Source organism: Candidatus Arsenophonus triatominarum (assembly GCF_001640365.1).
Taxonomy (GTDB): Bacteria; Pseudomonadota; Gammaproteobacteria; order Enterobacterales; family Enterobacteriaceae; genus Arsenophonus; species Arsenophonus triatominarum.
The window spans coordinates 1-22,229 of record NZ_LWMI01000009.1; the positions used below are offsets into that span (position 1 = coordinate 1).

Annotated in this window: 19 protein-coding genes, 1 tRNA gene and 16 pseudogenes; 20 read left to right on the forward strand and 16 right to left on the reverse strand. The window is 37.7% G+C overall.

Annotation, left to right across the window (positions count from 1 at the left end; all coding sequences use genetic code 11):
- Positions 1–212, reverse strand: a pseudogene (locus AYJ55_RS25315) (transposase); the annotation flags it as partial.
- Positions 213–219: 7 nt separating this feature from the next.
- Positions 220–436 (reverse strand): annotated as a pseudogene (locus tag AYJ55_RS25320) (integrase core domain-containing protein); the annotation flags it as partial.
- A gap of 37 nt (positions 437–473) precedes the next feature.
- Here AYJ55_RS25320 and AYJ55_RS07470 point away from each other — a divergent pair.
- Positions 474–839 carry an IS630 transposase-related protein gene (locus tag AYJ55_RS07470; protein WP_063655295.1) on the forward strand — a complete coding sequence of 122 codons (366 nt, stop codon included), beginning with the start codon at positions 474–476 and terminating at the stop codon, positions 837–839.
- Entirely contained in the window at positions 808–1,362 is a 555-nt protein-coding gene (locus tag AYJ55_RS07475) for an IS630 family transposase (protein WP_063655296.1), read from the forward strand. The genes AYJ55_RS07470 and AYJ55_RS07475 overlap by 32 nt, the downstream gene beginning before the upstream one ends.
- On the opposite strand, the pseudogene AYJ55_RS07480 reads toward AYJ55_RS07475, so the two are convergent.
- The 4 genes and pseudogenes from AYJ55_RS07480 to AYJ55_RS07495 form a co-directional block, all read right to left on the reverse strand.
- Positions 1,326–1,901 (reverse strand): annotated as a pseudogene (locus AYJ55_RS07480) (IS3 family transposase); the annotation flags it as partial. The gene AYJ55_RS07475 and the pseudogene AYJ55_RS07480 overlap by 37 nt on opposite strands.
- Before the next feature lie 22 nt (positions 1,902–1,923).
- Entirely contained in the window at positions 1,924–2,457 is a 534-nt protein-coding gene (locus AYJ55_RS07485) for an IS630 family transposase (RefSeq protein WP_342668151.1), read from the reverse strand.
- The gene (locus AYJ55_RS07490; protein ID WP_063654726.1) at positions 2,381–2,746 is read right to left on the reverse strand and encodes an IS630 transposase-related protein; all 366 of its coding nucleotides are present in this window, start codon (positions 2,744–2,746) and stop codon (positions 2,381–2,383) included. Before AYJ55_RS07490 ends, AYJ55_RS07485 begins: the two co-directional genes overlap by 77 nt.
- A gap of 35 nt (positions 2,747–2,781) precedes the next feature.
- Positions 2,782–3,152 (reverse strand): annotated as a pseudogene (locus AYJ55_RS07495) (transposase); the annotation flags it as partial.
- 256 nt (positions 3,153–3,408) lie between these two features.
- On the opposite strand from AYJ55_RS07495, the pseudogene AYJ55_RS07500 reads away from it, so the two are divergent.
- Positions 3,409–4,450 (forward strand): annotated as a pseudogene (locus tag AYJ55_RS07500) (IS481 family transposase).
- 33 nt (positions 4,451–4,483) lie between these two features.
- Here AYJ55_RS07500 and AYJ55_RS35110 read toward each other — a convergent pair.
- The 4 genes and pseudogenes from AYJ55_RS35110 to AYJ55_RS07515 all read right to left on the reverse strand — a co-directional run.
- Positions 4,484–4,661, reverse strand: a pseudogene (locus AYJ55_RS35110) (antiterminator Q family protein); the annotation flags it as partial.
- A 720-nt stretch (positions 4,662–5,381) separates the two neighbouring features.
- A tRNA-Pro gene (locus AYJ55_RS07505) sits at positions 5,382–5,458 on the reverse strand.
- A 74-nt stretch (positions 5,459–5,532) separates the two neighbouring features.
- Positions 5,533–7,281: an LPS biosynthesis-modulating metalloenzyme YejM gene (gene yejM / locus AYJ55_RS07510; protein ID WP_063655301.1), complete on the reverse strand. Its 1,749-nt coding sequence runs from the start codon at positions 7,279–7,281 to the stop codon at positions 5,533–5,535.
- Positions 7,282–7,301: 20 nt separating this feature from the next.
- On the reverse strand, positions 7,302–7,529 hold the full coding sequence (locus tag AYJ55_RS07515; protein ID WP_063655303.1) for a DUF1414 domain-containing protein: 228 nt from the start codon (positions 7,527–7,529) through the stop codon (positions 7,302–7,304).
- Positions 7,530–7,787: 258 nt separating this feature from the next.
- On the opposite strand from AYJ55_RS07515, the pseudogene AYJ55_RS07520 reads away from it, so the two are divergent.
- From AYJ55_RS07520 to AYJ55_RS25325, 3 pseudogenes are all read left to right on the forward strand, one after another.
- Positions 7,788–8,012 (forward strand): annotated as a pseudogene (locus AYJ55_RS07520) (nucleoid-associated protein); the annotation flags it as partial.
- Between the two features lie 185 nt (positions 8,013–8,197).
- Positions 8,198–8,423 (forward strand): annotated as a pseudogene (locus AYJ55_RS07525) (IS701 family transposase); the annotation flags it as partial.
- 31 nt (positions 8,424–8,454) lie between these two features.
- Positions 8,455–8,795 (forward strand): annotated as a pseudogene (locus AYJ55_RS25325) (nucleoid-associated protein); the annotation flags it as partial.
- A gap of 99 nt (positions 8,796–8,894) precedes the next feature.
- Here the strand turns inward: AYJ55_RS25325 and rplY are convergent.
- Complete coding sequence (gene rplY / locus AYJ55_RS07535; protein ID WP_063655306.1) at positions 8,895–9,176, reverse strand: 50S ribosomal protein L25; 282 nt, start codon at positions 9,174–9,176, stop codon at positions 8,895–8,897.
- 450 nt (positions 9,177–9,626) lie between these two features.
- Here rplY and AYJ55_RS07540 point away from each other — a divergent pair, with 450 nt between their 5' ends.
- From AYJ55_RS07540 to AYJ55_RS25330, 3 genes and pseudogenes are all read left to right on the forward strand, one after another.
- Complete coding sequence (locus AYJ55_RS07540) at positions 9,627–9,992, forward strand: IS630 transposase-related protein (protein ID WP_063653415.1); 366 nt, start codon at positions 9,627–9,629, stop codon at positions 9,990–9,992.
- Entirely contained in the window at positions 9,989–10,450 is a 462-nt protein-coding gene (locus tag AYJ55_RS07545; RefSeq protein ID WP_063654041.1) for an IS630 family transposase, read from the forward strand. The genes AYJ55_RS07540 and AYJ55_RS07545 overlap by 4 nt, the downstream gene beginning before the upstream one ends.
- Positions 10,450–10,800 (forward strand): annotated as a pseudogene (locus AYJ55_RS25330) (helix-turn-helix domain-containing protein); the annotation flags it as partial. The gene AYJ55_RS07545 and the pseudogene AYJ55_RS25330, both read left to right, overlap by 1 nt.
- A gap of 187 nt (positions 10,801–10,987) precedes the next feature.
- Here the strand turns inward: AYJ55_RS25330 and AYJ55_RS25335 are convergent.
- Positions 10,988–11,508 (reverse strand): annotated as a pseudogene (locus AYJ55_RS25335) (transposase).
- A 151-nt stretch (positions 11,509–11,659) separates the two neighbouring features.
- On the opposite strand from AYJ55_RS25335, the gene AYJ55_RS07555 reads away from it, so the two are divergent.
- The gene (locus tag AYJ55_RS07555; protein ID WP_063653755.1) at positions 11,660–12,025 is read left to right on the forward strand and encodes an IS630 transposase-related protein; all 366 of its coding nucleotides are present in this window, start codon (positions 11,660–11,662) and stop codon (positions 12,023–12,025) included.
- On the forward strand, positions 11,994–12,482 hold the full coding sequence (locus tag AYJ55_RS07560; RefSeq protein ID WP_063653499.1) for an IS630 family transposase: 489 nt from the start codon (positions 11,994–11,996) through the stop codon (positions 12,480–12,482). The genes AYJ55_RS07555 and AYJ55_RS07560 overlap by 32 nt, the downstream gene beginning before the upstream one ends.
- Here AYJ55_RS07560 and AYJ55_RS25345 read toward each other — a convergent pair.
- Complete coding sequence (locus AYJ55_RS25345) at positions 12,413–12,751, reverse strand: IS630 transposase-related protein (RefSeq protein WP_074167973.1); 339 nt, start codon at positions 12,749–12,751, stop codon at positions 12,413–12,415. The two genes, AYJ55_RS07560 and AYJ55_RS25345, sit on opposite strands and share 70 nt — an antisense overlap.
- Before the next feature lie 135 nt (positions 12,752–12,886).
- On the opposite strand from AYJ55_RS25345, the pseudogene AYJ55_RS07565 reads away from it, so the two are divergent.
- Positions 12,887–13,321 (forward strand): annotated as a pseudogene (locus AYJ55_RS07565) (IS701 family transposase); the annotation flags it as partial.
- Between the two features lie 163 nt (positions 13,322–13,484).
- Here AYJ55_RS07565 and AYJ55_RS07570 read toward each other — a convergent pair.
- From AYJ55_RS07570 to AYJ55_RS34470, 3 genes and pseudogenes are all read right to left on the reverse strand, one after another.
- A pseudogene (locus tag AYJ55_RS07570) lies at positions 13,485–13,958 on the reverse strand (IS701 family transposase); the annotation flags it as partial.
- Between the two features lie 181 nt (positions 13,959–14,139).
- On the reverse strand, positions 14,140–15,039 hold the full coding sequence (locus tag AYJ55_RS07575; RefSeq protein WP_063653812.1) for a transposase family protein: 900 nt from the start codon (positions 15,037–15,039) through the stop codon (positions 14,140–14,142).
- Positions 15,040–15,124: 85 nt separating this feature from the next.
- Positions 15,125–15,250 (reverse strand): annotated as a pseudogene (locus AYJ55_RS34470) (IS982 family transposase); the annotation flags it as partial.
- A gap of 94 nt (positions 15,251–15,344) precedes the next feature.
- Between AYJ55_RS34470 and AYJ55_RS28320 the strand changes: the two are divergent.
- The 8 genes and pseudogenes from AYJ55_RS28320 to rpsA form a co-directional block, all read left to right on the forward strand.
- Positions 15,345–15,597 (forward strand): annotated as a pseudogene (locus AYJ55_RS28320) (asparaginase domain-containing protein); the annotation flags it as partial.
- 35 nt (positions 15,598–15,632) lie between these two features.
- Entirely contained in the window at positions 15,633–15,998 is a 366-nt protein-coding gene (locus AYJ55_RS07580; RefSeq protein ID WP_063653415.1) for an IS630 transposase-related protein, read from the forward strand.
- On the forward strand, positions 15,967–16,455 hold the full coding sequence (locus AYJ55_RS07585) for an IS630 family transposase (protein WP_063653499.1): 489 nt from the start codon (positions 15,967–15,969) through the stop codon (positions 16,453–16,455). Before AYJ55_RS07580 ends, AYJ55_RS07585 begins: the two co-directional genes overlap by 32 nt.
- 22 nt (positions 16,456–16,477) lie before the next feature.
- Positions 16,478–16,894, forward strand: a pseudogene (locus AYJ55_RS07590) (L-asparaginase family protein); the annotation flags it as partial.
- A 125-nt stretch (positions 16,895–17,019) separates the two neighbouring features.
- Complete coding sequence (serC, locus tag AYJ55_RS07595; protein WP_063655310.1) at positions 17,020–18,108, forward strand: 3-phosphoserine/phosphohydroxythreonine transaminase; 1,089 nt, start codon at positions 17,020–17,022, stop codon at positions 18,106–18,108.
- A 113-nt stretch (positions 18,109–18,221) separates the two neighbouring features.
- On the forward strand, positions 18,222–19,505 hold the full coding sequence (aroA, locus tag AYJ55_RS07600) for a 3-phosphoshikimate 1-carboxyvinyltransferase (protein WP_063655312.1): 1,284 nt from the start codon (positions 18,222–18,224) through the stop codon (positions 19,503–19,505).
- Between the two features lie 178 nt (positions 19,506–19,683).
- The gene (gene cmk, locus AYJ55_RS07605) at positions 19,684–20,370 is read left to right on the forward strand and encodes a (d)CMP kinase (protein WP_063655313.1); all 687 of its coding nucleotides are present in this window, start codon (positions 19,684–19,686) and stop codon (positions 20,368–20,370) included.
- A gap of 172 nt (positions 20,371–20,542) precedes the next feature.
- Positions 20,543–22,216 (forward strand): 30S ribosomal protein S1, encoded by a 1,674-nt coding sequence (gene rpsA / locus AYJ55_RS07610; protein WP_063655474.1) that lies wholly within the window; start codon positions 20,543–20,545, stop codon positions 22,214–22,216.
- Positions 22,217–22,229: the final 13 nt, after the last annotated feature.

Sequence of the window (22,229 nt, forward strand, 5' to 3'; positions counted from 1 at the left end):
AAATACTGGCTATCGCTTCCGGAAACCCTTTTAATCCGTCAACACAAGCGATTAAAATATCTTGTATACCACGGTTATGTAAGTCAGTCAGAACGCTCAGCCAATGATGTGCTCCTTCTGTTTTCAGACATATAGAGTCCTAACAATTCCTTATGCCCATCGGTGGTTAGTCCAAGTGCTGTGTAGATTGCCTTATTGATATAGTGACCATTGTAGTGGTCAACTAAAATTGGTCACCCTACCTGACTGTTCACGGAACAGTCGCTCTGATTCGTTTGGCGTTAATCCACCGTTATACCAGTGAGGGTCTTATATCGCTATAGTAGTGGGTTATGTAGCGAATAATGGCTGACTGAGCAGTACTAAAGCTTTGGTAGCCAGTCGTTGGCACCCATTCGGTCTTCAGACTACGGAAGAATCGTTCCATCGGACTATTATAGCTAGGCGACTTAATTTTGATTACAAGGTGTGTTATGAGTTATACAATTGATTTTCGACGTAAAGTAATATCTGTAAGGAAAGCCGAAGGTTTAACAATTCGAGAAACTGCGAAACAATTCCGTATAGGAAAAGCGTCTTTAGTACGTTGGCTTAAACGACCAGAGCCAAAAAATTCAACGCCACGTAAGAGGAAGCTCGATAAAAATGCTTTATCAAAAGATGTGGAACAGTATCCAGATGCTTACCAAAAGGAACGGGCAGAGCGATTCGGTGTTTGTAAAAAGACTATTTGGCAATCCCTTAAAAAGCTGGGATTAACCTATAAAAAAAACTCTATTCCATCCAAAAACCAACGAAAGCGACAGGCTGGCACATCAGCAAAAAAGACAACAGTATGAAAAAAAAGATAAATCTGTTGTTTTTATTGATGAAAGTGGTTTTTCACATGACACTCCACGAACTCACGGCTATTCCCCAAAAGGTCACCGTTGTTTTGGCCTGAAAAACTGGGGTGCTAAGGGAAGAACAAATGTTATTGGCGCTTTATTGGGAACAACCCTTTTTGCTATCGGATTATTTGATTGCAATATTAATCGTGATGTTTTTTATGTTTGGATCACAAAAATATTGCTCCCAGAACTTCCTGAAAATTCTGTTATTTTTATGGACAACGCTAGCTTTCACAAAGGTAAGAATATTGAACAGGCAATTATAAACGCAGGACACCAGATAGAATATTTGCCTGTGTATTCACCAGATTTAAATCCTATAGAACATAAATGGTCTCAAGCTAAACGTAAAAAGATGGAAACAGGATGCACTATCGATGACCTGTTTTTAATACATATGCTGCAATCAAAATTAAGTCGCCTAGCTATATCTCAACAATTCCCTCTGCGACTGATACTTTGGGTCATCTGATAACGCCACAATGCCTGCCTATACTGACGACTGGTATAATGACTTCCCTGATCACTATGGAACATCACCTGTTTGGGATGCCCACGTAGTTCCCAAGCCATTTGTAGTGCTTTGGCGGTTAATTCTGAGTCTGGTGCAAATGACATTGCCTAGCCCACCGGTTTTCGGGCAAACAAATCCAATACCACAGCCAGATAGGCCCATCGTGAGCCTGTCCAAATATAGGTTACATCGCCGCACCAAACCTGGTCAGGCTTTGTAACAGCGAACTGCCTATTGAGCAGATTTGGAATATCAATACGTTCATTTCCACCGCGGTTGTATTTATGTTTTCGCTCTTGGCAACTGACGATGATTAATTCTTTCATCAACTTACCCGCTAACCACCGCCCAAGTTTCACGTTGTGTGTATTGGTAACCATCGTGGCGATAGTCCTTGCGCCAGCAGAGCCGCCACTAACGTTCCACGCTTCGCTGACTAGGCTACGTTTTATCGTCCGCTCAATATCTGGCTCCTTAGGCCGACACCAATAGCGATATAGCTAGGCGACTTAATTTTGATTACAGCATATGTATTAAAAACAGGTCATCGATAGTGCATCCTGTTTCCATCTTTTTACGTTTAGCTTGAGACCATTTATGTTCTATAGGATTTAAATCTGGTGAATACACAGGCAAATATTCTATCTGGTGTCCTGCGTTTATAATTGCCTGTTCAATATTCTTACCTTTGTGAAAGTTAGCGTTGTCCATAAAAATAACAGAATTTTCAGGAAGTTCTGGGAGCAATATTTTTGTGATCCAAACATAAAAAACATCACGATTAATATTGCAATCAAATAATCCGATAGCAAAAAGGGTTGTTCCCAATAAAGCGCCAATAACATTTGTTCTTCCCTTAGCACCCCAGTTTTTCAGGCCAAAACAACGGTGACCTTTTGGGGAATAGCCGTGAGTTCGTGGAGTGTCATGTGAAAAACCACTTTCATCAATAAAAACAACAGATTTATCTTTTTTTTCATACTGTTGTCTTTTTTGCTGATGTGCCAGCCTGTCGCTTTCGTTGGTTTTTGGATGGAATAGAGTTTTTTTTATAGGTTAATCCCAGCTTTTTAAGGGATTGCCAAATAGTCTTTTTACAAACACCGAATCGCTCTGCCCGTTCCTTTTGGTAAGCATCTGGATACTGTTCCACATCTTTTGCTAAAGTATTTTTATCGAGCTTCCTCTTACGTGGCGTTGAATTTTTTGGCTCTGGTCGTTTAAGCCAACGTACTAAAGACGCTTTTCCAATACGGAATTGTTTCGCAGTTTCTCGAATTGTTAAACCTTCGGCTTTCCTTACAGATATTACTTTACGTCGAAAATCAATTGTATAACTCATAACACACCTTGTAATCAAAATTAAGTCGCCTAGCTATAACTGCTTCGGTGAACATTAAAAATACGACACAAAGTTTTCACCGGATAAAGCACTCTTAGCTTTTCAACTACCGAAAATTTTTCAGTGAGTCGGACATTAAGAGCGCAGTAGCCTTTTTTAAGATGTCATTCTCCATTTCCAGCCGGTGGATTTTTTTCTTCATTTCTCTGAACTCAATTTGTTCAGGTGTTAATGGCAGACCAGGCGATGTTTTCCCTTGACGTTCTAAACGAAGGGCTCTTACCCACCGGCTAATCGCTGAAAGACTGACGTTCATGCCTTTCGCGGCTTCCTGGTAGGTGTAATTTTGGTCAAGGACTAATTTGGCGGTTTCACATTTAAATTCAGCAGTAATTATTTTACTCATTTCGGCACCTATAAAAATTATGAGGTAAGCATATCACCTCAACTTAGGTGGCCAAATTTAGTATGCCACTACACATCATGTTTTATCTTGTAATGAATGGCATCGAGCCAGACAAAAGGATAGAGCGCCTCCAGAGGGTGTTGTTGCCAGGCTTTTAATTTGTATTAGTCTTAACTTAATCTGACAATTCTGATTTAAAAAAAAGAGTTACCAATTTTAGTTAACATCATTAGATAATAAAATAAAAGGTAATTCTATGTATCAAACAAATAATCCTATCATCAAACATAAAGTCGGGTTACTTAACCTTGCTGAAGAGCCTAATAACGTCTCAAAAGCCTGTAAGATTATGGGGGTATCCCGAGATACGTTTTATCGCTACCAGGAACTTGTTAACGATGGTGGGATAGACGCTTTAATTAATCAAAATCGACGGGTGCCTAACGTAAAAATAGAGTAGATGAACAGATTGAAAACGCTGTAGTTGAGTATGCGATTGAATACCCTGCACACGGTCAACACCGCAGTAGTAATGAACTAAGAAAAAAAGGCATTTTTGTTTCGGGGAGTGGCGTTCGCTCTATTTGGCTGCGCCATAATCTCGAAAATTTTACAAAACGCCTAAAAGCGCTTGAAGATAAAATCGCAACAGAAGGAATTATCCTGTCAGAATCACAAATCAGTGCTCTAGAAAAGAAAGCGCAAGATGATGAAGCCTGTGGTGAGATTGAAACAGCGCATCCAGGTTATCTGGGTTCACAAGATACTTTTTATGTCGGTCATTTAAAAGGCGTTGGTCGTGTTTATCAACAAACTTACATTGATACTTACAGTAAAGTCGTTCATTGTAAGCTTTACACAACAAAAAGCGCGATAACGGCGGCAGATTTATTAAATGACAAGGTTCTCCCTTTTTATTCCCAGCATGGGTTACCGGTGTTACGTATACTGACGGACAGAGGCAGTGAGTATTGTGGTAAAGTTGAACATCACGATTATCAACTTTATCTGGCTATCAATGATATTGATCATACAAAAACTAAAGCTCGTTCACCTCAAACTAATGGGATTTGTGAACGCTTTCATAAAACTGTATTACAAGAGTTCTATCAGGTGGCTTTTCGTAAGAAAATCTATAGGGCTTTAGATGAATTACAAGCTGATTTAGATAAATGGTTAGCGGAATATAATAACCAACGCACTCATCAAGGAAAAATGTGTTGCGGTCGAAAACGCCTATGGCAATTTTACACGAGGGAAAACAACTTTGGAGAGAGAAAGATTTAAATCAAATTTAACCTGACAGGTACTGTATAAATAACTGGTAACTGTCAGATCAAATCTGAGCTACTACATAAGTATCGGGTTATACCAGTACTAACAAGCAATGACAGGTCGTCGCCATAGGCGACCATCTTGAGCATCATCAACATACCTTCAATCATCCCTTCTTGCTTTTTGTAATTTTTTTCCAATGTGTCCATCTGAGCAATGGTGTTCATAGGCTAATTAAGTAAACCACGAGTTTCGCACCAATAAAAAACGCTCTATTTTTAAGTTTAATTCAGCATAATATATGAATAGACAAAATCTTATAAATTAAAAGCAACTTATTGTAATTTAAACAAATTTATACGTTTTAGTAACTTGCAAATTAACCATTGCTTTTAAGCCATTTCTGGAATTTTATATGCCTGTGCGAAACTAGTGTGATATTTAATCTGTTAATTCACGTTCTTTATCCCGCAGTATCACTCTTTAAATGTATATCAAAGTGGGACAAAATACAGCGAGAGCTTAAAGGCTCTCGAAGTCGAAAGCGACAATATCAGACTTCATCATTGTCTCAATTTAAATTTGGTTAGCGCTTATGGGTTCGAACCCTGCATAAGCCCACCACTATTTGTTATTCAAATTTATTCGCTTGTTATTTCTTTCATCTTTTTTCCTTGTTTCATCTCGGTAACAAGGAAGATTTTCAAATTTTCCAAATGTTTTCTCACGGATTACAGTTCAAATTGAATAAGAATATCTAATGTATTTTATTATTAATCTTCATAAATATAATTACGAGCAAATCATTATAATAAAGTATTTTGGTTAGATAAAATTTGTTGGATAAGTTGTGTTTTTTATCATTTTTTAACGGGATTTTTCCCCCATTTTTCCCCTAATAAATTTCAGGCACAAGAAAACTAATCATAACTGATTGGTTTTCTTGGTAAATCATGGTCGGCATGAGAGGATTTGAACCTCCGACCCCCGACACCCCATGACGGTACGCTACCAGACTGCGCTACATGCCGATATAGGCTCGCTATACTACCGTTTTTTTGGTTAAAATCAATAGCAAGTACTACGACTGCTTGATTTTTAAGCATTAATTAGTATTAAAACGGGTAGATTCAGCAAAAACTCTTAGCAGTTGAGTTAAATTAGGTTTTTCATCTGTTATTTTATTGCCTTTATCATCAAAGATATAAACCTCTCCATTTTGATTAAGGTAAAGCGTTTTATTAGTAAAGTTAATAATTAGTACTTGTTCATCACCTGATAAAACCCAGGGTTGGTTACGTTTAGGGGTAAAAAGATCTTCGCCTTGTTGAGAATAGTCTTCTGGTGAATTATCAACATAAAGTAAACGCTGCATTAAGGTGGTCATAATATCTTGATGACTGGTTAGCTTATTAATTTGCTGTGGTGGGGTATTAGGCCAATATACCCATAAAGGCACCTTCATTTGTTTAAAATTAAATTTACCGTTAGTGAGCCATTTTGTTGTTTCATGAGTTTCGGTATTGCTACTATGGTTTGCCGTAATGACGACAACGGTATTGTTTAACATATTTTTTTGTTTTAACGCATCAAGTATGCGTTTAATCTCATGATCTAATTGTAACTTTTTGTCACTTTCCGACTTATGATTATCAAAACCATTAAGATTAAGAAAAGAAAACCACCGAATATGGTTTTCTATGCTATCTAACCATTTTACCCATTCATTGGTAGTTTGATAATCATTACCGGCAGTATTTTCGGGTAACGAATAATCTGCCAGAATTGCATGACGGAATAATGGTGAGCTAAAACCATTCGATGAAAACAAACCAAATTGGTAGTTTTGATGTTTTAATGCTTCAATTAGGGCGGAAGGTTTTCTGCTATTAAGTATACTATCTAAATAACTAGGCGATAAACCGTAGAATAGGCTAAATAGCGCGCGTTGATTTTGGATACCTGTACTGAGATGTTGATTAAATTGCGTACTGATTGATTTAACAGTATTTAATGCTGGCATACCTTCAGTGGTATCTTGATAGTTAAGATTATTAACGACCAGCAGTAATAAATTATACTTTGGTGCTTGTTTTTGGTAGCTAAGTGGTTTAAGTGGATATTCAATAGACAGTGCTGAAGGATTGCCTTCTTGTTGTATTTTGCGTTGATATTCCACTTGATCGAGATAACCATAGCGTTCGAGAAATTTTCTCGCTGTCATTGGATGAGATAGGGGATAATTAGCTCGTTGCATAGTTATTGGGCGATAAAAATTTGCATCAGCCCAAATATACATTAAATGTGAAGCAACAAATGCTGTGATGAAGATACCTGCCAAGGGTTTAGTGAATCGTTGACGGTTTAGGCTGCGTAATTTTTGCCAACTCCAGGTAGCAAATAACATCTCAATTAAAAAAATGATTGGCACACAAATAAACATCAACTGCCATTCTCTCGCCATTTCGCCGTTTTTAGGATTTATTAATAACTCCCATAGTAGTGGTGTTAAATGGAGGTTATAGCGCGAAAAAAACGCAATATCAAAAATGAGAAAAGTCAGTATGGTTGTGGTAAGGATGGTGTATAGAAATCTTAGCAGTCGCTGTGAAACAATAATGAAAGTAATAGGAAAGATGATTAAAAGATAGCAGGCAAAAATAACAAAGCTAAAATGCCCAAGCCAGCTAACAATAGCATAAATACGGCCGAATAGCGTACCCGGCCAATCAAAAACAAACAGATATCGGCTACTTAATACTAAACTGAGTACTATATTGAATAACGTAAACCAGTGTCCCCAGCTTATCATTTGGGAGACTTTTTCACGATAGTTTCGAGAGTTGGTCACCATGTAATATTTTATCTGCTAAATTAGTGAATTTTTTCTTCATTAACAGAAGCAAGTAACGCCTGAGCGAAAGATTCTGCAATAGTTTTACGCTGAGTCAGTGTAACAGTTGTATTAATTAAGTTTGTCACCATGTTACCTAATACTATCAATGATAGATCAGTTGGGACTTTATATTTTTCTAATACCTTGACTAATTCTAGGAGTAGATGTTCAATTTGCTCATCACTATAACGGGATGATTGTGGCATAATAAAAATCCTGAATGAATAAAGCTTTATATTTTAGCGTATTATTGTGTTTTTTGCTGTAGCTGTTTTGTCTAATTTAACTGGATAATTTCATTTAGTAATATTTTAAATTAACCGGTTTCCATAAGTTACAAATCTTATTATATGCCCATAATACAAAAATGTTATATCAATAGATATCAATTTAGCCGCCGGAAAAAGTTATCGATGTTTGAATACCATTGATCTTTATGCCATAAAGAAAATAAGGAGTAAATGATGAGTCTGGATATTTGCCAGATTGCTTTACATCAGTTGATCAAACGTGATGAACAAATACTAGAGGTTGTGCTGCGTGATTCTTTATTAGGCGCGGATAATATAGTGCAAGAAGTGATGGCAGAATTGCATCGAATTTATGGAGCTAAAAGTAAAGCCTTTGCCACTTTTAATCAAGCGAGCGAATTAGCTGAAGCCTTAGTGGCTTTGAAAAAAGGACACGAGTTTCGCACAGACATATAAAATTCCAGAAATGGCTTAAAAGCAATGGTTAATTTGCAAGTTGCTAAAACGTATAAATTTTTTAAATTACAATAAGTTGCTTTTAATTTATAAGATTTTGTCTATTTATATTAATATGCTGAATTGAACTTAAAAATAGAGCGTTTTTTTATTGGTGCGAAACTGGTGTTGAAGTTTATCATCGAGAAGTTAAACAAAATTGTGGTATTGAACGCTGTCAGGCTCGCACGAAGCCGAGCGCAAAGAAATCATATTTTTCTCGCTATTTCTGCGTGGTTTGAACAAGATAAACGTCGTATATCTGAAAAAATAACCCTTTATCAACAAAATTGGGACGTAATCAAAAATGCTATTACTGAGCACATCCGTGTTTTATTAGCGTACCCAAATTAGTTTTGTGCGAAACTCGTGTTATTGTGATTCGTCTGAGTTAAACCAGGCAGCCACACAAGAATATCGCCAGCAAGTTTATCGCTATGTAATTAGCAACAACAGGCCGGAGAAGAAATTGAATTAAAGTGTTTATCAAAAGAAGTTACCCGCTTTAGGAGAGCTGAATTTACGCAACAAAATGGTTATCAATTGGCAGAAAGTTTTCCACCAGATCGTACGACTTTCAAACAATTAACCAAATATTCAGGTAGTGGTGGTGGCTTGACTATTAATTTTGATGCTTTGTTGCTTGATGAGCGTGTTTTTTGGGATCCGGCAACAGATACTTTAACAATTAAAGGTACACCACCAAACTTACGTGAGCAATTATAGCGTGGCAGGAAAAGCCGTTGATGATGGTAAAAACAAATAACGCCGTAAAAGCGGCGTTATTGATAATTGGCTTGGTAAAAAAAGCGCAATTTTGCGTAATTAAACCCGCAAGAAATCGATATGGGTTAGTTTAGGCTTAAACGGATGACGTTGAACCGTTTGTACTTTAACTTTGGTTTTTTTCCCATCAACCACCAGTGTTAATACTTCATAAAACTCTGGCTTGCTTTCTTGGTTGATCATTTCATCATGGCTGAGTTCAATAGAAACGGGTTCCTGAGCACCACCATAGACGATAGCCGGTAATTTGTTATCTTTACGCAGGCGGCGGCTCGCACCCTTACCCTGCTCTTTGCGGATTTTTGCATTAATCGTTAGCATGATTTATTCTCATAATATAAAAAGACTCTGCGACAGGCGACCCAGTGGCAGATCCGATAATAAAAACTTGTTAGTGATTGCTAATCAAGAGGGCGGCATTTTAGCGAAAAAAATGCTCTACAGCAATGAAAAAGATATCCTAATTTTAGGGCATTGATATTCATTTTAGCAAAAACAGCGATATAGTAAATACAAATGGAAATCATGTTGTTAATAGAGGTCGTCAGCCAGACGATACTTTCCTTGGTAGTTAAAAACTTTTTCTCTTAGTTTGCCAAAACTGGCTTTTTTTACGCGCGATAACAAAGTTAGGTGTATTAGTCTTAACTTAATCTGATAATTCTGATTTAAAAAAGAGAATTACCGGTTTTAATTAAAATCATTAGATAATAAAATAAAAGGTAATTCTATGTATAGCTAGGCGACTTAATTTTGATTACAAGGTGTGTTATGAGTTATACAATTGATTTTCGACGTAAAGTAATATCTGTAAGGAAAGCCGAAGGTTTAACAATTCGAGAAACTGCGAAACAATTCCGTATTGGAAAAGCGTCTTTAGTACGTTGGCTTAAACGACCAGAGCCAAAAAATTCAACGCCACGTAAGAGGAAGCTCGATAAAAATGCTTTAGCAAAAGATGTGGAACAGTATCCAGATGCTTACCAAAAGGAACGGGCAGAGCGATTCGGTGTTTGTAAAAAGACTATTTGGCAATCCCTTAAAAAGCTGGGATTAACCTATAAAAAAAACTCTATTCCATCCAAAAACCAACGAAAGCGACAGGCTGGCACATCAGCAAAAAAGACAACAGTATGAAAAAAAAAGATAAATCTGTTGTTTTTATTGATGAAAGTGGTTTTTCACATGACACTCCACGAACTCACGGCTATTCCCCAAAAGGTCACCGTTGTTTTGGCCTGAAAAACTGGGGTGCTAAGGGAAGAACAAATGTTATTGGCGCTTTATTGGGAACAACCCTTTTTGCTATCGGATTATTTGATTGCAATATTAATCGTGATGTTTTTTATGTTTGGATCACAAAAATATTGCTCCCAGAACTTCCTGAAAATTCTGTTATTTTTATGGACAACGCTAGCTTTCACAAAGGTAAGAATATTGAACAGGCAATTATAAACGCAGGACACCAGATAGAATATTTGCCTGTGTATTCACCAGATTTAAATCCTATAGAACATAAATGGTCTCAAGCTAAACGTAAAAAGATGGAAACAGGATGCACTATCGATGACCTGTTTTTAATACATATGCTGTAATCAAAATTAAGTCGCCTAGCTATATCAAACATAAAGTCGGGTTACTTAACCTTGCTGAAGAGCTTCATAACGTATCAAAAGCCTGTAAGATTATTGGTGTATCCCGAGATACTTTCTATCACTATCAAGAACTTGTTAACGATGGTGGGATCGATGCCTGAATTAATCAAAATCGACGGGTACCTAACGTAAAAAATAGAGTAGATGAACAGATTGAAAGCGCTGTAGTTGAGTATGCGATTGAATACCCTGCACACGGACAACACCGCGGTAGTAATGAACTAAGAAAAAAAGGAATTTTTGTTTCGGGAAGTGGTGTTCGTTCTATTTGGCTACGTCATCATCTTGATGTATAAGAAATTAATACCCGAAATGGTTACTCATTAACCTGCGCCATGATGAAATCCTTTTTATTTTCTTCTAAATTTTGCCAAAATTATGTTGAAGGTTGAGATAAGGAACGGAATAGATGGTTAAAAAACGATTAATTATTAATCAATTTTGAACAAAAGGATAGATCTACCCTGTCGTGAGTTTTTATCGCCACCGCAAACAAGCCAGATCATGGTGACGTGCCATAAGTTCTTTACGATTCAATCCAAAATTCATTCCTGCGAAAAGTAATTTTTTCCCACATAAGAGACAAGCAAGTGGATCGACTTTAAAGACGTGTTGATACATGTTTCGTCGGGTGACTTTTTTAGCGGGTTTTTTATCTTGCTGGGCTAAAGGATAAACAACCTCCGTTAACATTTTTCGCATCCGTGCTGATGGACTTAAAAAGCCGTAATAGCGGATCATGTGAAACCATTTTTCTGGCACATGAGACGCAAACCGTGTAATAAATTCATCGGATGTCATGACCAGGTCTTCCTGTTTTTTCGTGCGGTGGCTCTTATAGCGTAACGTGTGTTATCTTCGCCGGAATAATATTTTAAGCGACTGAGCGAGACAGGGGGTTTCTTTAGATAAAATCCGAGATAAAGAGTGACATGGGTAATATTGGAAAGAATATCAGAAAGATTAATATTCCACCCGCGCTTGTCGTGAGTGTTAATTAATTGATTTCATGATGCTTTACTTCTTCCTTCAGCTTTAAGCTCATCGGGAATGGTGAGCGTGTAATAATGTTTTCTCAATAATGCCGTTATCCGATATCGCCACATTGTCATATAGCTAGGCGACTTAATTTTGATTACAAGGTGTGTTATGAGTTATACAATTGATTTTCGACGTAAAGTAATATCTATAAGGAAAGCCGAAGGTTTAACAATTCGAGAAACTGCGAAACAATTCCGTATTGGAAAAGCGTCTTTAGTACGTTGGCTTAAACGACCAGAGCCAAAAAATTCAACGCCACGTAAGAGGAAGCTCGATAAAAATGCTTTAGCAAAAGATGTGGAACAGTATCCAGATGCTTACCAAAAGGAACGGGCAGAGCGATTCGGTGTTTGTAAAAAGACTATTTGGCAATCCCTTAAAAAGCTGGGATTAACCTATAAAAAAAACTCTATTCCATCCAAAAACCAACGAAAGCGACAGGCTGGCACATCAGCAAAAAAGACAACAGTATGAAAAAAAAGATAAATCTGTTGTTTTTATTGATGAAAGTGGTTTTTCACATGACACTCCACGAACTCACGGCTATTCCCCAAAAGGTCACCGTTGTTTTGGCCTGAAAAACTGGGGTGCTAAGGGAAGAACAAATGTTATTGGCGCTTTATTGGGAACAACCCTTTTTGCTATCGGATTATTTGATTGCAATATTAATCGTGATGTTTTTTATGTTTGGATCACAAAAATATTGCTCCCAGAACTTCCTGAAAATTCTGTTATTTTTATGGACAACGCTAGCTTTCACAAAGGTAAGAATATTGAACAGGCAATTATAAACGCAGGACACCAGATAGAATATTTGCCTGTGTATTCACCAGATTTAAATCCTATAGAACATAAATGGTCTCAAGCTAAACGTAAAAAGATGGAAACAGGATGCACTATCGATGACCTGTTTTTAATACATATGCTGTAATCAAAATTAAGTCGCCTAGCTATACAAACACCGAATCGCTCTGCCCGTTCCTTTTGGTAAGCATCTGGATACTGTTCCACATCTTTTGCTAAAGCATTTTTATCGAGCTTCCTCTTACGTGGCGTTGAATTTTTTGGCTCTGGTCGTTTAAGCCAACGTACTAAAGACGCTTTTCCAATACGGAATTGTTTCGCAGTTTCTCGAATTGTTAAACCTTCGGCTTTCCTTACAGATATTACTTTACGTCGAAAATCAATTGTATAACTCATAACACACCTTGTAATCAAAATTAAGTCGCCTAGCTATACTGACGGACAGAGGCAGTGAGTATTGTGCACGAGTTTCGCAATCTCCAAAAAAGAAGTATAAATTTAAAAACAAGAAAAAATTAGGGTGTTCATATTTTGTCCGGTTATCCATGCATTAAAAATATCTATAAAACATTCTTACAAGTAAGCAGTGTAAGATACTCTGGTTTGGCGTTATCAGAAGTAAGCCCATCGCCTTTATCTCATGACACTGTTAGTCGATGGCTAAAAAGTAGATGTTTTCGACCTAAAGACCTATGGCGATTAGTTCAACCTTCTATAGACAAAAAAAGCCCTTGCGTACTAATTGCCGATGATACATTGATTGCCAAAACACGTAGTAAAAAAATAGAGATGGTTCATTATCAATATTTAGGTAACGAACATGATGCTATTGCTGGCATAGGTTTAGTTAATTTACTTTGGCATAATCTAACAACTGTTGGATCAATTCCTATTGATTATCTTATTTATGATAAAGATTCTGATGGAAAAACAAAAAACACGCACTTTTCCGAAATGCTCGCTCTTGTTAACACGAGTTTCGCACAGGCATATAAAATTCCAGAAATGGCTTAAAAGCAATAGTTAATTTGCAAGTTACTAAAACATATAAATTTGTTTAAATTACAATAAGTTGCTTTTAATTTATGAAATTTTGTCTATTTATATATTATGCTGAATTAAACTTAAAAATAGAGCGTTTTTTTATTGGTGCGAAACTCGTGTTAACAAGAGCGAGCATTTCGGAAAAGTGCGTGTTTTTTGTTTTTCCATCAGAATCTTTATCATAAATAAGATAATCAATAGGAATTGATCCAACAGTTGTTAGATTATGCCAAAGTAAATTAACTAAACCTATGCCAGCAATAGCATCATGTTCGTTACCTAAATATTGATAATGAACCATCTCTATTTTTTTACTACGTGTTTTGGCAATCAATGTATCATCGGCAATTAGTACGCAAGGGCTTTTTTTGTCTATAGAAGGTTGAACTAATCGCCATAGGTCTTTAGGTCGAAAACATCTACTTTTTAGCCATCGACTAACAGTGTCATGAGATAAAGGCGATGGGCTTACTTCTGATAACGCCAAACCAGAGTATCTTACACTGCTTACTTGTAAGAATGTTTTATAGATATTTTTAATGCATGGATAACCGGACAAAATATGAACACCCTAATTTTTTCTTGTTTTTAAATTTATACTTCTTTTTTGGAGATTGCGAAACTCGTGTTGAATTGTCTGAATCGGAGTTGATGAAACAAAACAACCAGTGTCATCATTTCAGCCAATAAGCGTGTTGCTTAATAGTGAAATAAGGGTATTTCGGTGATTGAAGTAAATTTTAGGCTGTTCTGAGATGGAAATTCCAAAGACCGGCACTAAGGAGTAAAAAGGTATCATCAATAAAGGGTCTACGATTCCGTAAAATTTGGGTCATACAACCGAGGCGCTTGATACCCGCGATGGCGTGTTCAACCGTAATACGGATGCCCGAGATTATTTTATTTTCTTGTTTTTGTTCAGGCGATAAAGGTCTTTTTCGAGTTCCTTTTTTTGGGATTTGTGTATTAGGATGCTGTTTATCTATACCTTGAAAACCGGTATCGGCCCAGATGGTTACCTCAGGGGGAATATGGCGAATTATATCGACTTTATCGAGTAAGCGTTTATCGTGACGGCGCCCATTTTTGATCATGGGGATAAATCCAATTTTCCTCGTTTCGTCAGTCATAATAAGCCCTTTTCGAGTGGTCTGTCTTTTCTTTCCCGAATACATTTTTTTTCGCCGACGCAGATTCTTAGGCTTTTGGACAGGTCGCTCTGTCCCATCAATAAAGACGTCTTTAACTCCAGGAAAGGCGCGAAAAAATTCCTCAGCAGAGCGAATTTGACGAGCGGGCAAAACACATTCTCGCCCCAAGGTCATCTCTAAAACCGGCAATAATATTTTTACCCAGCGACATACCCGTGTTCTATCTAAACCAAAAAGAAGTCCTTGCAAATCATAGGTCGGATAACATTTTAAATACAATAAAATAAAAAGCAGTTTATCTAATGGGGTTGGGATAAATCCTTTCTGCCCTGCACCCATCTGCCGCTCGTGATCTTTTCGATTCTTTTTCCGATAAATCAAATAACAAGCTGAAAATTCAGCGGCTAAATTTTTCAATTCTTCGACTGATAATCCAATGATTGCTTTACATAAACGATTATCTCGTAACAACCGCTCTTTGTTGATCATTTCAAACCGTTATTTTCTAAGTTAAACCTCTTTTTACTTGTCTATAGCGTGACAAAAAATGCAAGTCTCTATTCAGCAACTATTTTAATGAAAGCTGAGTAGACCGTCTACGATGCCTACTACCGTTATTCAGCAAAACTTCATGCATTTTTGGCTCGAAGTCTTTACAAAAATCATCCATCAGGCAATAAAGTTCAGTAAGATTTTCCATAATTGTTTGACAATGCTCTACTCTTTAACCAGATTGTTAGAGTATTTTAACGAAATATGCGCATTCAACTATTTGAATAGCGAGACTTTCACTTTATTTCTTATCCCGAACTCAGGTTATTGTAATGGTTGGTGCGATGAGGCCGGCCACAGCATTAGGTGCTGATGGGCCGTTAAATCTCTATAACGCCGTTATTGTAGGCGGGTAAACGAGGTGTCTTATTAGCCATGGACGATAAAGTTATTAGTGGTCGTAATGTGGTTAAAATGAATACCAACTTTGTTGAAGCATTTGAAGCTGTTAATGCTGGCGCTGAAGGTTTTATCTACAATGGCAAAGTGCACTATAGCTAGGCGACTTAATTTTGATTACAAGGTGTGTTATGAGTTATACAATTGATTTTCGACGTAAAGTAATATCTGTAAGGAAAGCCGAAGGTTTAACAATTCGAGAAACTGCGAAACAATTCCGTATTGGAAAAGCGTCTTTAGTACGTTGGCTTAAACGACCAGAGCCAAAAAATTCAACGCCACGTAAGAGGAAGCTCGATAAAAATGCTTTAGCAAAAGATGTGGAACAGTATCCAGATGCTTACCAAAAGGAACGGGCAGAGCGATTCGGTGTTTGTAAAAAGACTATTTGGCAATCCCTTAAAAAGCTGGGATTAACCTATAAAAAAAACTCTATTCCATCCAAAAACCAACGAAAGCGACAGGCTGGCACATCAGCAAAAAAGACAACAGTATGAAAAAAAAGATAAATCTGTTGTTTTTATTGATGAAAGTGGTTTTTCACATGACACTCCACGAACTCACGGCTATTCCCCAAAAGGTCACCGTTGTTTTGGCCTGAAAAACTGGGGTGCTAAGGGAAGAACAAATGTTATTGGCGCTTTATTGGGAACAACCCTTTTTGCTATCGGATTATTTGATTGCAATATTAACCGTGATGTTTTTTATGTTTGGATCACAAAAATATTGCTCCCAGAACTTCCTGAAAATTCTGTTATTTTTATGGACAACGCTAGCTTTCACAAAGGTAAGAATATTGAACAGGCAATTATAAACGCAGGACACCAGATAGAATATTTGCCTGTGTATTCACCAGATTTAAATCCTATAGAACATAAATGGTCTCAAGCTAAACGTAAAAAGATGGAAACAGGATGCACTATCGATGACCTGTTTTTAATACATATGCTGTAATCAAAATTAAGTCGCCTAGCTATATTTAAACGCGGCTCAACCCAGAGCACAGAACGCAATTTTTGATATTAGTCAGTTAGATAAATTACCTAAAGTTGGCATTGTTTATAATTATTCAAATGCATCGGTACTGCCAGCCAAGTCATTTATCTATCATGGTTATCAAGGCATTGTTAGTGCTGGAGTGGGTAACGGCAATATGTATAACAAAATTTTTAATAATGTATTGGCCAATGCAGTAAAACAAGGCATAGGGGTTGTTCGCGCTAGTCGTGTACCAACAGGCTTTACAACTCGCGATGCAGAAGTGGATGATAGTAAATATGGATTTGTTGCTGCAGAACGTTTGAATCGGCAGAAGGCTCGGGTTTTACTACAGTTAGCCTTGACTCAAATCCATGACCCAATAAAAATTCAAGCGATGTTTGATAAGTATTAATTGGTTATCAGAAAAATGCTGTTTGCCGGCCAGTTGTTTTATTTACAGCTGTTCAGTGGTAATGTTAAAACCTAACCAGAGATTAAATAATAGTAAAAGCTTAATTAGGTCAATAAGGGTGGGTGATGAGTCAGGTATATAATTTTAGCGCTGGTCCGGCCATGTTACCGGTAGAAGTTTTATATCGTGCACAACAAGAACTTTGTAATTGGAACGGTATGGGTGTTTCGGTGATGGAAATAAGCCATCGCAGTGAGGCATTTATGGAGATAGTTAAAGAAGCTGAACAAAATCTACGTCAATTACTCAAAATACCCGATAATTATAAAATCCTTTTTTGTCACGGTGGTGCCAGAGGTCAATTTGCCGCCTTGCCATTAAATTTATTTCAGCCTGATGAAACAGTTGACTATATTGTTGGTGGCTATTGGGCAAAGTCTGCTGCGCAAGAGGCAGCAAAATATTGTGCTGTCAATGAGATTGATATTCGGCTGGAAGAATCAGCTTATTTAAGCCTGCAACCGATGGATAAATGGTTATTAACGACCAGTGCCAAATACCTTCATTATTGCCCAAATGAAACGATTGATGGTATAGCTATCCACACACTACCTGATTTTTCGGCCGATAAAATCGTTATTGCTGATTACTCCTCAGCTATCTTATCACGGCCACTTGATGTCAGCCGTTTTGGTGTTATTTATGCTGGTGCGCAAAAAAATATTGGGCCAGCAGGCATCACATTGGTTATCATTCGGGAAGATTTGTTAGGTCGAGCGAGAAAGGCAACCCCTTCTATCCTTGATTACACGATATTGGCTAAAAATGACTCAATGTACAATACGCCACCAACTTTTGCCTGGTATCTATCGGGTATGGTGTTTAAATGGTTAAAACAGCAGGGTGGCTTACAAGAAATAGAAAGACGCAATCAAGAAAAAGCCTGCTTACTGTATGATGTTATTGATAATAGCCAGTTTTATATTAATCGAATCGATCCCGTTAATCGTTCGGTCATGAATATTCCATTCCAAATGGTAAAACCTAACTTAGATGATGAATTTATCAAAGCGGCAGAGCGGCAAGAGCTACTTTTCCTGAAAGGGCATAAAGCGGCAGGTGGCATGCGTGCTTCAATTTATAATGCTATGCCCCTGGCTGGTGTACAGAAGCTAGTTGATTTTATGATTGATTTTGAACATCAGAATAAATAAATTAGATAATCCTTTGTGGTTAGATTGGTAGTGATATCGTCTAACCATATCAAATGAATATAAATGTGATTTAAATAATTTATCCAACTTCGTTATTGGAGAGTCTACTATTAATGCAAGCCCTGACAATACAACCCATTTCTTACGTTGAAGGTATTATCAATCTTCCTGGCTCGAAAAGTATTTCTAACAGGGTACTATTGTTAGCTGCATTAGCGCAAGGCCAAACCGTATTAACCAATCTTCTTGTTAGTGATGATATTCGTCATATGCTTAATGCTTTGACGGCATTAGGTATCGAATATCAATTATCCCAGGATCTTACCACGTGTATTGTAAAAGGTGGTGGGCATTATTTTAGTCATAAAAAAGGTTTAAAAATTTTTCTCGGTAATACCGGCACGGCTATGCGCCCATTAACTGCGGTTTTAGCATTGGCGGACAATGATATTGTCTTAACCGGCGAGCCCAGAATGAAAGAGCGACCTATCGGCCATCTCATTGATGCGCTACAGCAAGGTGGGGCAAATATTGATTATCTTGAGCAACCTGGTTATCCGCCTATAAGGATAAGAGGTGGCTTTCGCGGTGGGAATATCACAGTAGATGGACGCGTATCTAGCCAATTTTTAACAGCTCTTTTAATGGCTGCACCTTTAGCGCCCAATGATACGACTATCCAGATAAAAGGAGAGCTTGTTTCCAAACCCTATATCGACATTACTCTGGCACTGATGCGTGATTTTGGCGTTGAAGTAGACAATCAACACTATTGTCGATTTCATATTAAAGCCGGACAACACTATATTTCACCAGGCAATTATCTTGTTGAGGGCGATGCCTCTTCTGCCTCTTATTTTTTAGCTGCGGCAGCAGTTAAAGGTGGTACCGTTAGGGTAACAGGTATTGGTAAAGATAGCTTGCAAGGTGATACACAATTCGCTTCTGTACTAGAAAAAATGGGTGCCAAAATACATTGTGGTAAAGATTATATCGAATGTCAACGAGGTGAGTTAATTGGTATTGATATGGATATGAATGCGATCCCCGATGCGGCGATGACGGTTGCGACTCTGGCGCTCTTTGCTCGTGGTGAAACGATTATTCGTAATATTCATAACTGGCGGGTAAAAGAAACTGACAGATTAACTGCGATGGCGACTGAATTAACAAAAGTTGGTGCTAAAGTGGAAGAAGGACGTGATTATATGCGTATTCTACCGCCTAAATTATTACAGCGTGCTGAAATAGCAACTTATAATGATCATCGTATGGCGATGTGCTTTTCACTTGTCGCGTTGTCAGATACGCCGGTTACCATTTTGGATCCAAATTGTACCGCCAAGACTTTTCCAGACTACTTTAATCAACTAGAAAAATTAAGTTATCGATACTAGCGTATGCCGAAAAATTAGTATAATACTGAACGACGAATATTATGCCTGCAACGCTAAATTTGCTCTAAATATCTCTTTGTTTTCCTTAATAGAATGAATTGAGTATAATAGGGTGGTACTTATTAGCCTGATAGAAAGTAGTTGCTAAAATGCAATTCTATCAAAAAGGAGGAGTATAATGGTGGTTTTACCTCCCGTTATCACAGTTGATGGTCCAAGTGGCGCAGGTAAAGGTACATTATGTCAGGCATTGGCAAATAAACTGGGCTGGCAGTTACTTGATTCTGGCGCCATTTACCGTGTTCTGGCTTTAGCAGCATTACATCATCATGTTGATATTAAGTCTGAAGAAGCATTAGTTCCATTAGCGGCTAATCTTGATGTCCGTTTTGAACCAAGAGAAAACGAATTATCTGTTATGCTTGAGGGGGAGGATGTTAGTAATGCAATTCGTAGCGAAGTTGTTGCTAATACGGCATCTCTTAGCGCAACTTTTCCTCGCGTTAGAGAAGCATTATTGCGTCGGCAAAGAGCATTTCGCACTAAACCGGGTTTGATTGCTGATGGTCGTGACATGGGAACGGTGGTTTTCCCAGACGCACCGGTAAAGATTTTTCTTGATGCTACACCTGAAGAGCGTGCTTGTAGACGAATGCAACAGTTGCAGGAAAAGGGCTTTGATGTTAAATTAAGCGATCTTTTAACTGATATTAAAGAGCGTGATTATCGTGATTGCAATAGGTTAATTGCGCCATTGGTACCTGCAAAAGATGCGTTGATCCTGGATTCTACAAAGTTATCTATTGAAGGGGTCATCGAGCAAGTACTTGCTTATGTGAAAAAAAAGCAAATATTATTTATATAATATGCTCAATATTGACATATAATAAGTTAATACACCTATTTGGTGTAGCTTAGTTTGTTTGTGTTCAGTTAAGTAAAGCTTTGTAACAAGGAGTGTTGCGAGGTATGTAAAATAACCCCATTTGGCAGGATGTTGAATGGCAGTTAAAATTAAAATTTTTGAAGATCTTACTATGACAGAATCTTTTGCTCAACTCTTTGAAGAATCTTTACAGAGTATCGAAACCCGTCCAGGGGCTATTGTTCGTGGTGTTGTTGTTGCTATCGACAAAGATGTCGTGTTAGTTGATGCCGGTCTGAAATCAGAATCAGCGATCCCAGTAGAACAATTTAAAAATGTGCAAGGTGAGCTAGAAATTCAGGTTGGTGATGAAATCGATGTTGCTTTAGATGCAGTAGAAGATGGTTTCGGTGAAACTATCCTGTCTCGCGAAAAAGCGAAACGTCATGAAGCTTGGTTGATGCTAGAAAAAGCCTATGAAGATGCCGAAACAGTTATGGGCATTATCAATGGCAAAGTGAAAGGTGGTTTCACAGTAGAATTAAAAGGAATTCGTGCATTTTTACCCGGTTCATTGGTTGATGTTCGCCCAGTTCGTGACACAACTCACCTGGAAGGTAAAGAGCTTGAGTTCAAAGTTATCAAACTGGATCAGAAACGCAATAACGTTGTTGTTTCGCGTCGTGCTGTGATTGAGTCTGAAAGCAGTGCAGAACGTGATCAGTTACTGGAAAACTTGCAGGAAGGCATGGAAGTTAAGGGGATTGTTAAGAACTTAACTGACTATGGTGCATTCGTTGATCTGGGCGGTGTTGATGGCTTATTACACATTACTGACATGGCTTGGAAACGTGTTAAACACCCAAGTGAAATTGTTAATGTTGGTGATGAAATCAATGTTAAAGTATTGAAGTTTGATCGTGATCGTACACGTGTTTCTTTAGGCCTGAAACAGCTTGGAGAAGATCCATGGGTAGCTATTGCTAAGCGTTATCCAGAAGGCACTAAGTTGACAGGGCGAGTCACTAATCTTACTGATTATGGCTGCTTTGTTGAAATTGAGGAAGGTGTTGAAGGTTTAGTACACGTTTCCGAAATGGATTGGACTAATAAAAATATCCATCCATCTAAAGTTGTTAATGTGGGTGATGTTGTTGAAGTTATGGTTCTGGATATTGACGAAGAGCGTCGTCGTATCTCATTAGGTTTGAAACAGTGTAAACCAAATCCATGGCAGCAATTTGCAGAAACACACAATAAGAATGATCGGGTAGAAGGTAAAATAAAATCTATTACTGATTTTGGTATCTTCATAGGTTTAGAAGGTGGTATTGATGGTTTAGTTCATCTGTCTGATATTTCTTGGAATGTTGCAGGTGAAGAAGCGGTTCGTGAATACAAAAAAGGCGATGAAATCGCTGCAGTTGTATTGCAAGTTGACGCTGAACGTGAACGTATTTCTTTGGGTATTAAACAGTTAGCGGAAGATCCATTTAATAACTATCTGTCTGCTCATAAGAAAGGTGTTATCGTTACCGGTAAAGTAGTGGCTGTTGATGCGAAAGGAGCAACGATTGAGTTGGCTGCTGGTGTTGAAGGTCACTTACGTGCATCTGAAGCTTCACGTGATCGCGTGGAAGATATTACTCAAGTATTGAACGTTGGCGATACAGTTAAAGCTAAATATACTGGTGTTGATCGCAAAAACCGTATCATTACCTTGTCTGTTCGTGCAAAAGATGAAGCAGATGAAAAAGATGCCATTGCTTCTGTGAACAAACAGGAAGATACTAATTTTGCCAATAATGCGATGGCAGAAGCGTTCAAAGCAGCGAAAGGCGAATAATTAAGTTTAATCA

Coding starts and splice junctions, on each gene's coding strand:
- AYJ55_RS07555 (WP_063653755.1), top strand. CDS start 11,660: ATGAGTTATACAATTGATTTTCGACGTAAAGTAATATCTATAAGGAAA.
- cmk (WP_063655313.1), top strand. CDS start 19,684: ATGGTGGTTTTACCTCCCGTTATCACAGTTGATGGTCCAAGTGGCGCA.
- AYJ55_RS07515 (WP_063655303.1), bottom strand. CDS start 7,529: ATGCCACAATCATCCCGTTATAGTGATGAGCAAATTGAACATCTACTC.
- AYJ55_RS07470 (WP_063655295.1), top strand. CDS start 474: ATGAGTTATACAATTGATTTTCGACGTAAAGTAATATCTGTAAGGAAA.
- aroA (WP_063655312.1), top strand. CDS start 18,222: ATGCAAGCCCTGACAATACAACCCATTTCTTACGTTGAAGGTATTATC.
- AYJ55_RS07490 (WP_063654726.1), bottom strand. CDS start 2,746: ATGAGTTATACAATTGATTTTCGACGTAAAGTAATATCTGTAAGGAAA.
- AYJ55_RS07545 (WP_063654041.1), top strand. CDS start 9,989: ATGAAAAAAAAAGATAAATCTGTTGTTTTTATTGATGAAAGTGGTTTT.
- AYJ55_RS07540 (WP_063653415.1), top strand. CDS start 9,627: ATGAGTTATACAATTGATTTTCGACGTAAAGTAATATCTGTAAGGAAA.
- serC (WP_063655310.1), top strand. CDS start 17,020: ATGAGTCAGGTATATAATTTTAGCGCTGGTCCGGCCATGTTACCGGTA.
- rpsA (WP_063655474.1), top strand. CDS start 20,543: ATGACAGAATCTTTTGCTCAACTCTTTGAAGAATCTTTACAGAGTATC.
- yejM (WP_063655301.1), bottom strand. CDS start 7,281: ATGGTGACCAACTCTCGAAACTATCGTGAAAAAGTCTCCCAAATGATA.
- AYJ55_RS07575 (WP_063653812.1), bottom strand. CDS start 15,039: ATGATCAACAAAGAGCGGTTGTTACGAGATAATCGTTTATGTAAAGCA.
- rplY (WP_063655306.1), bottom strand. CDS start 9,176: ATGCTAACGATTAATGCAAAAATCCGCAAAGAGCAGGGTAAGGGTGCG.
- AYJ55_RS25345 (WP_074167973.1), bottom strand. CDS start 12,751: ATGAGTTATACAATTGATTTTCGACGTAAAGTAATATCTGTAAGGAAA.
- AYJ55_RS07580 (WP_063653415.1), top strand. CDS start 15,633: ATGAGTTATACAATTGATTTTCGACGTAAAGTAATATCTGTAAGGAAA.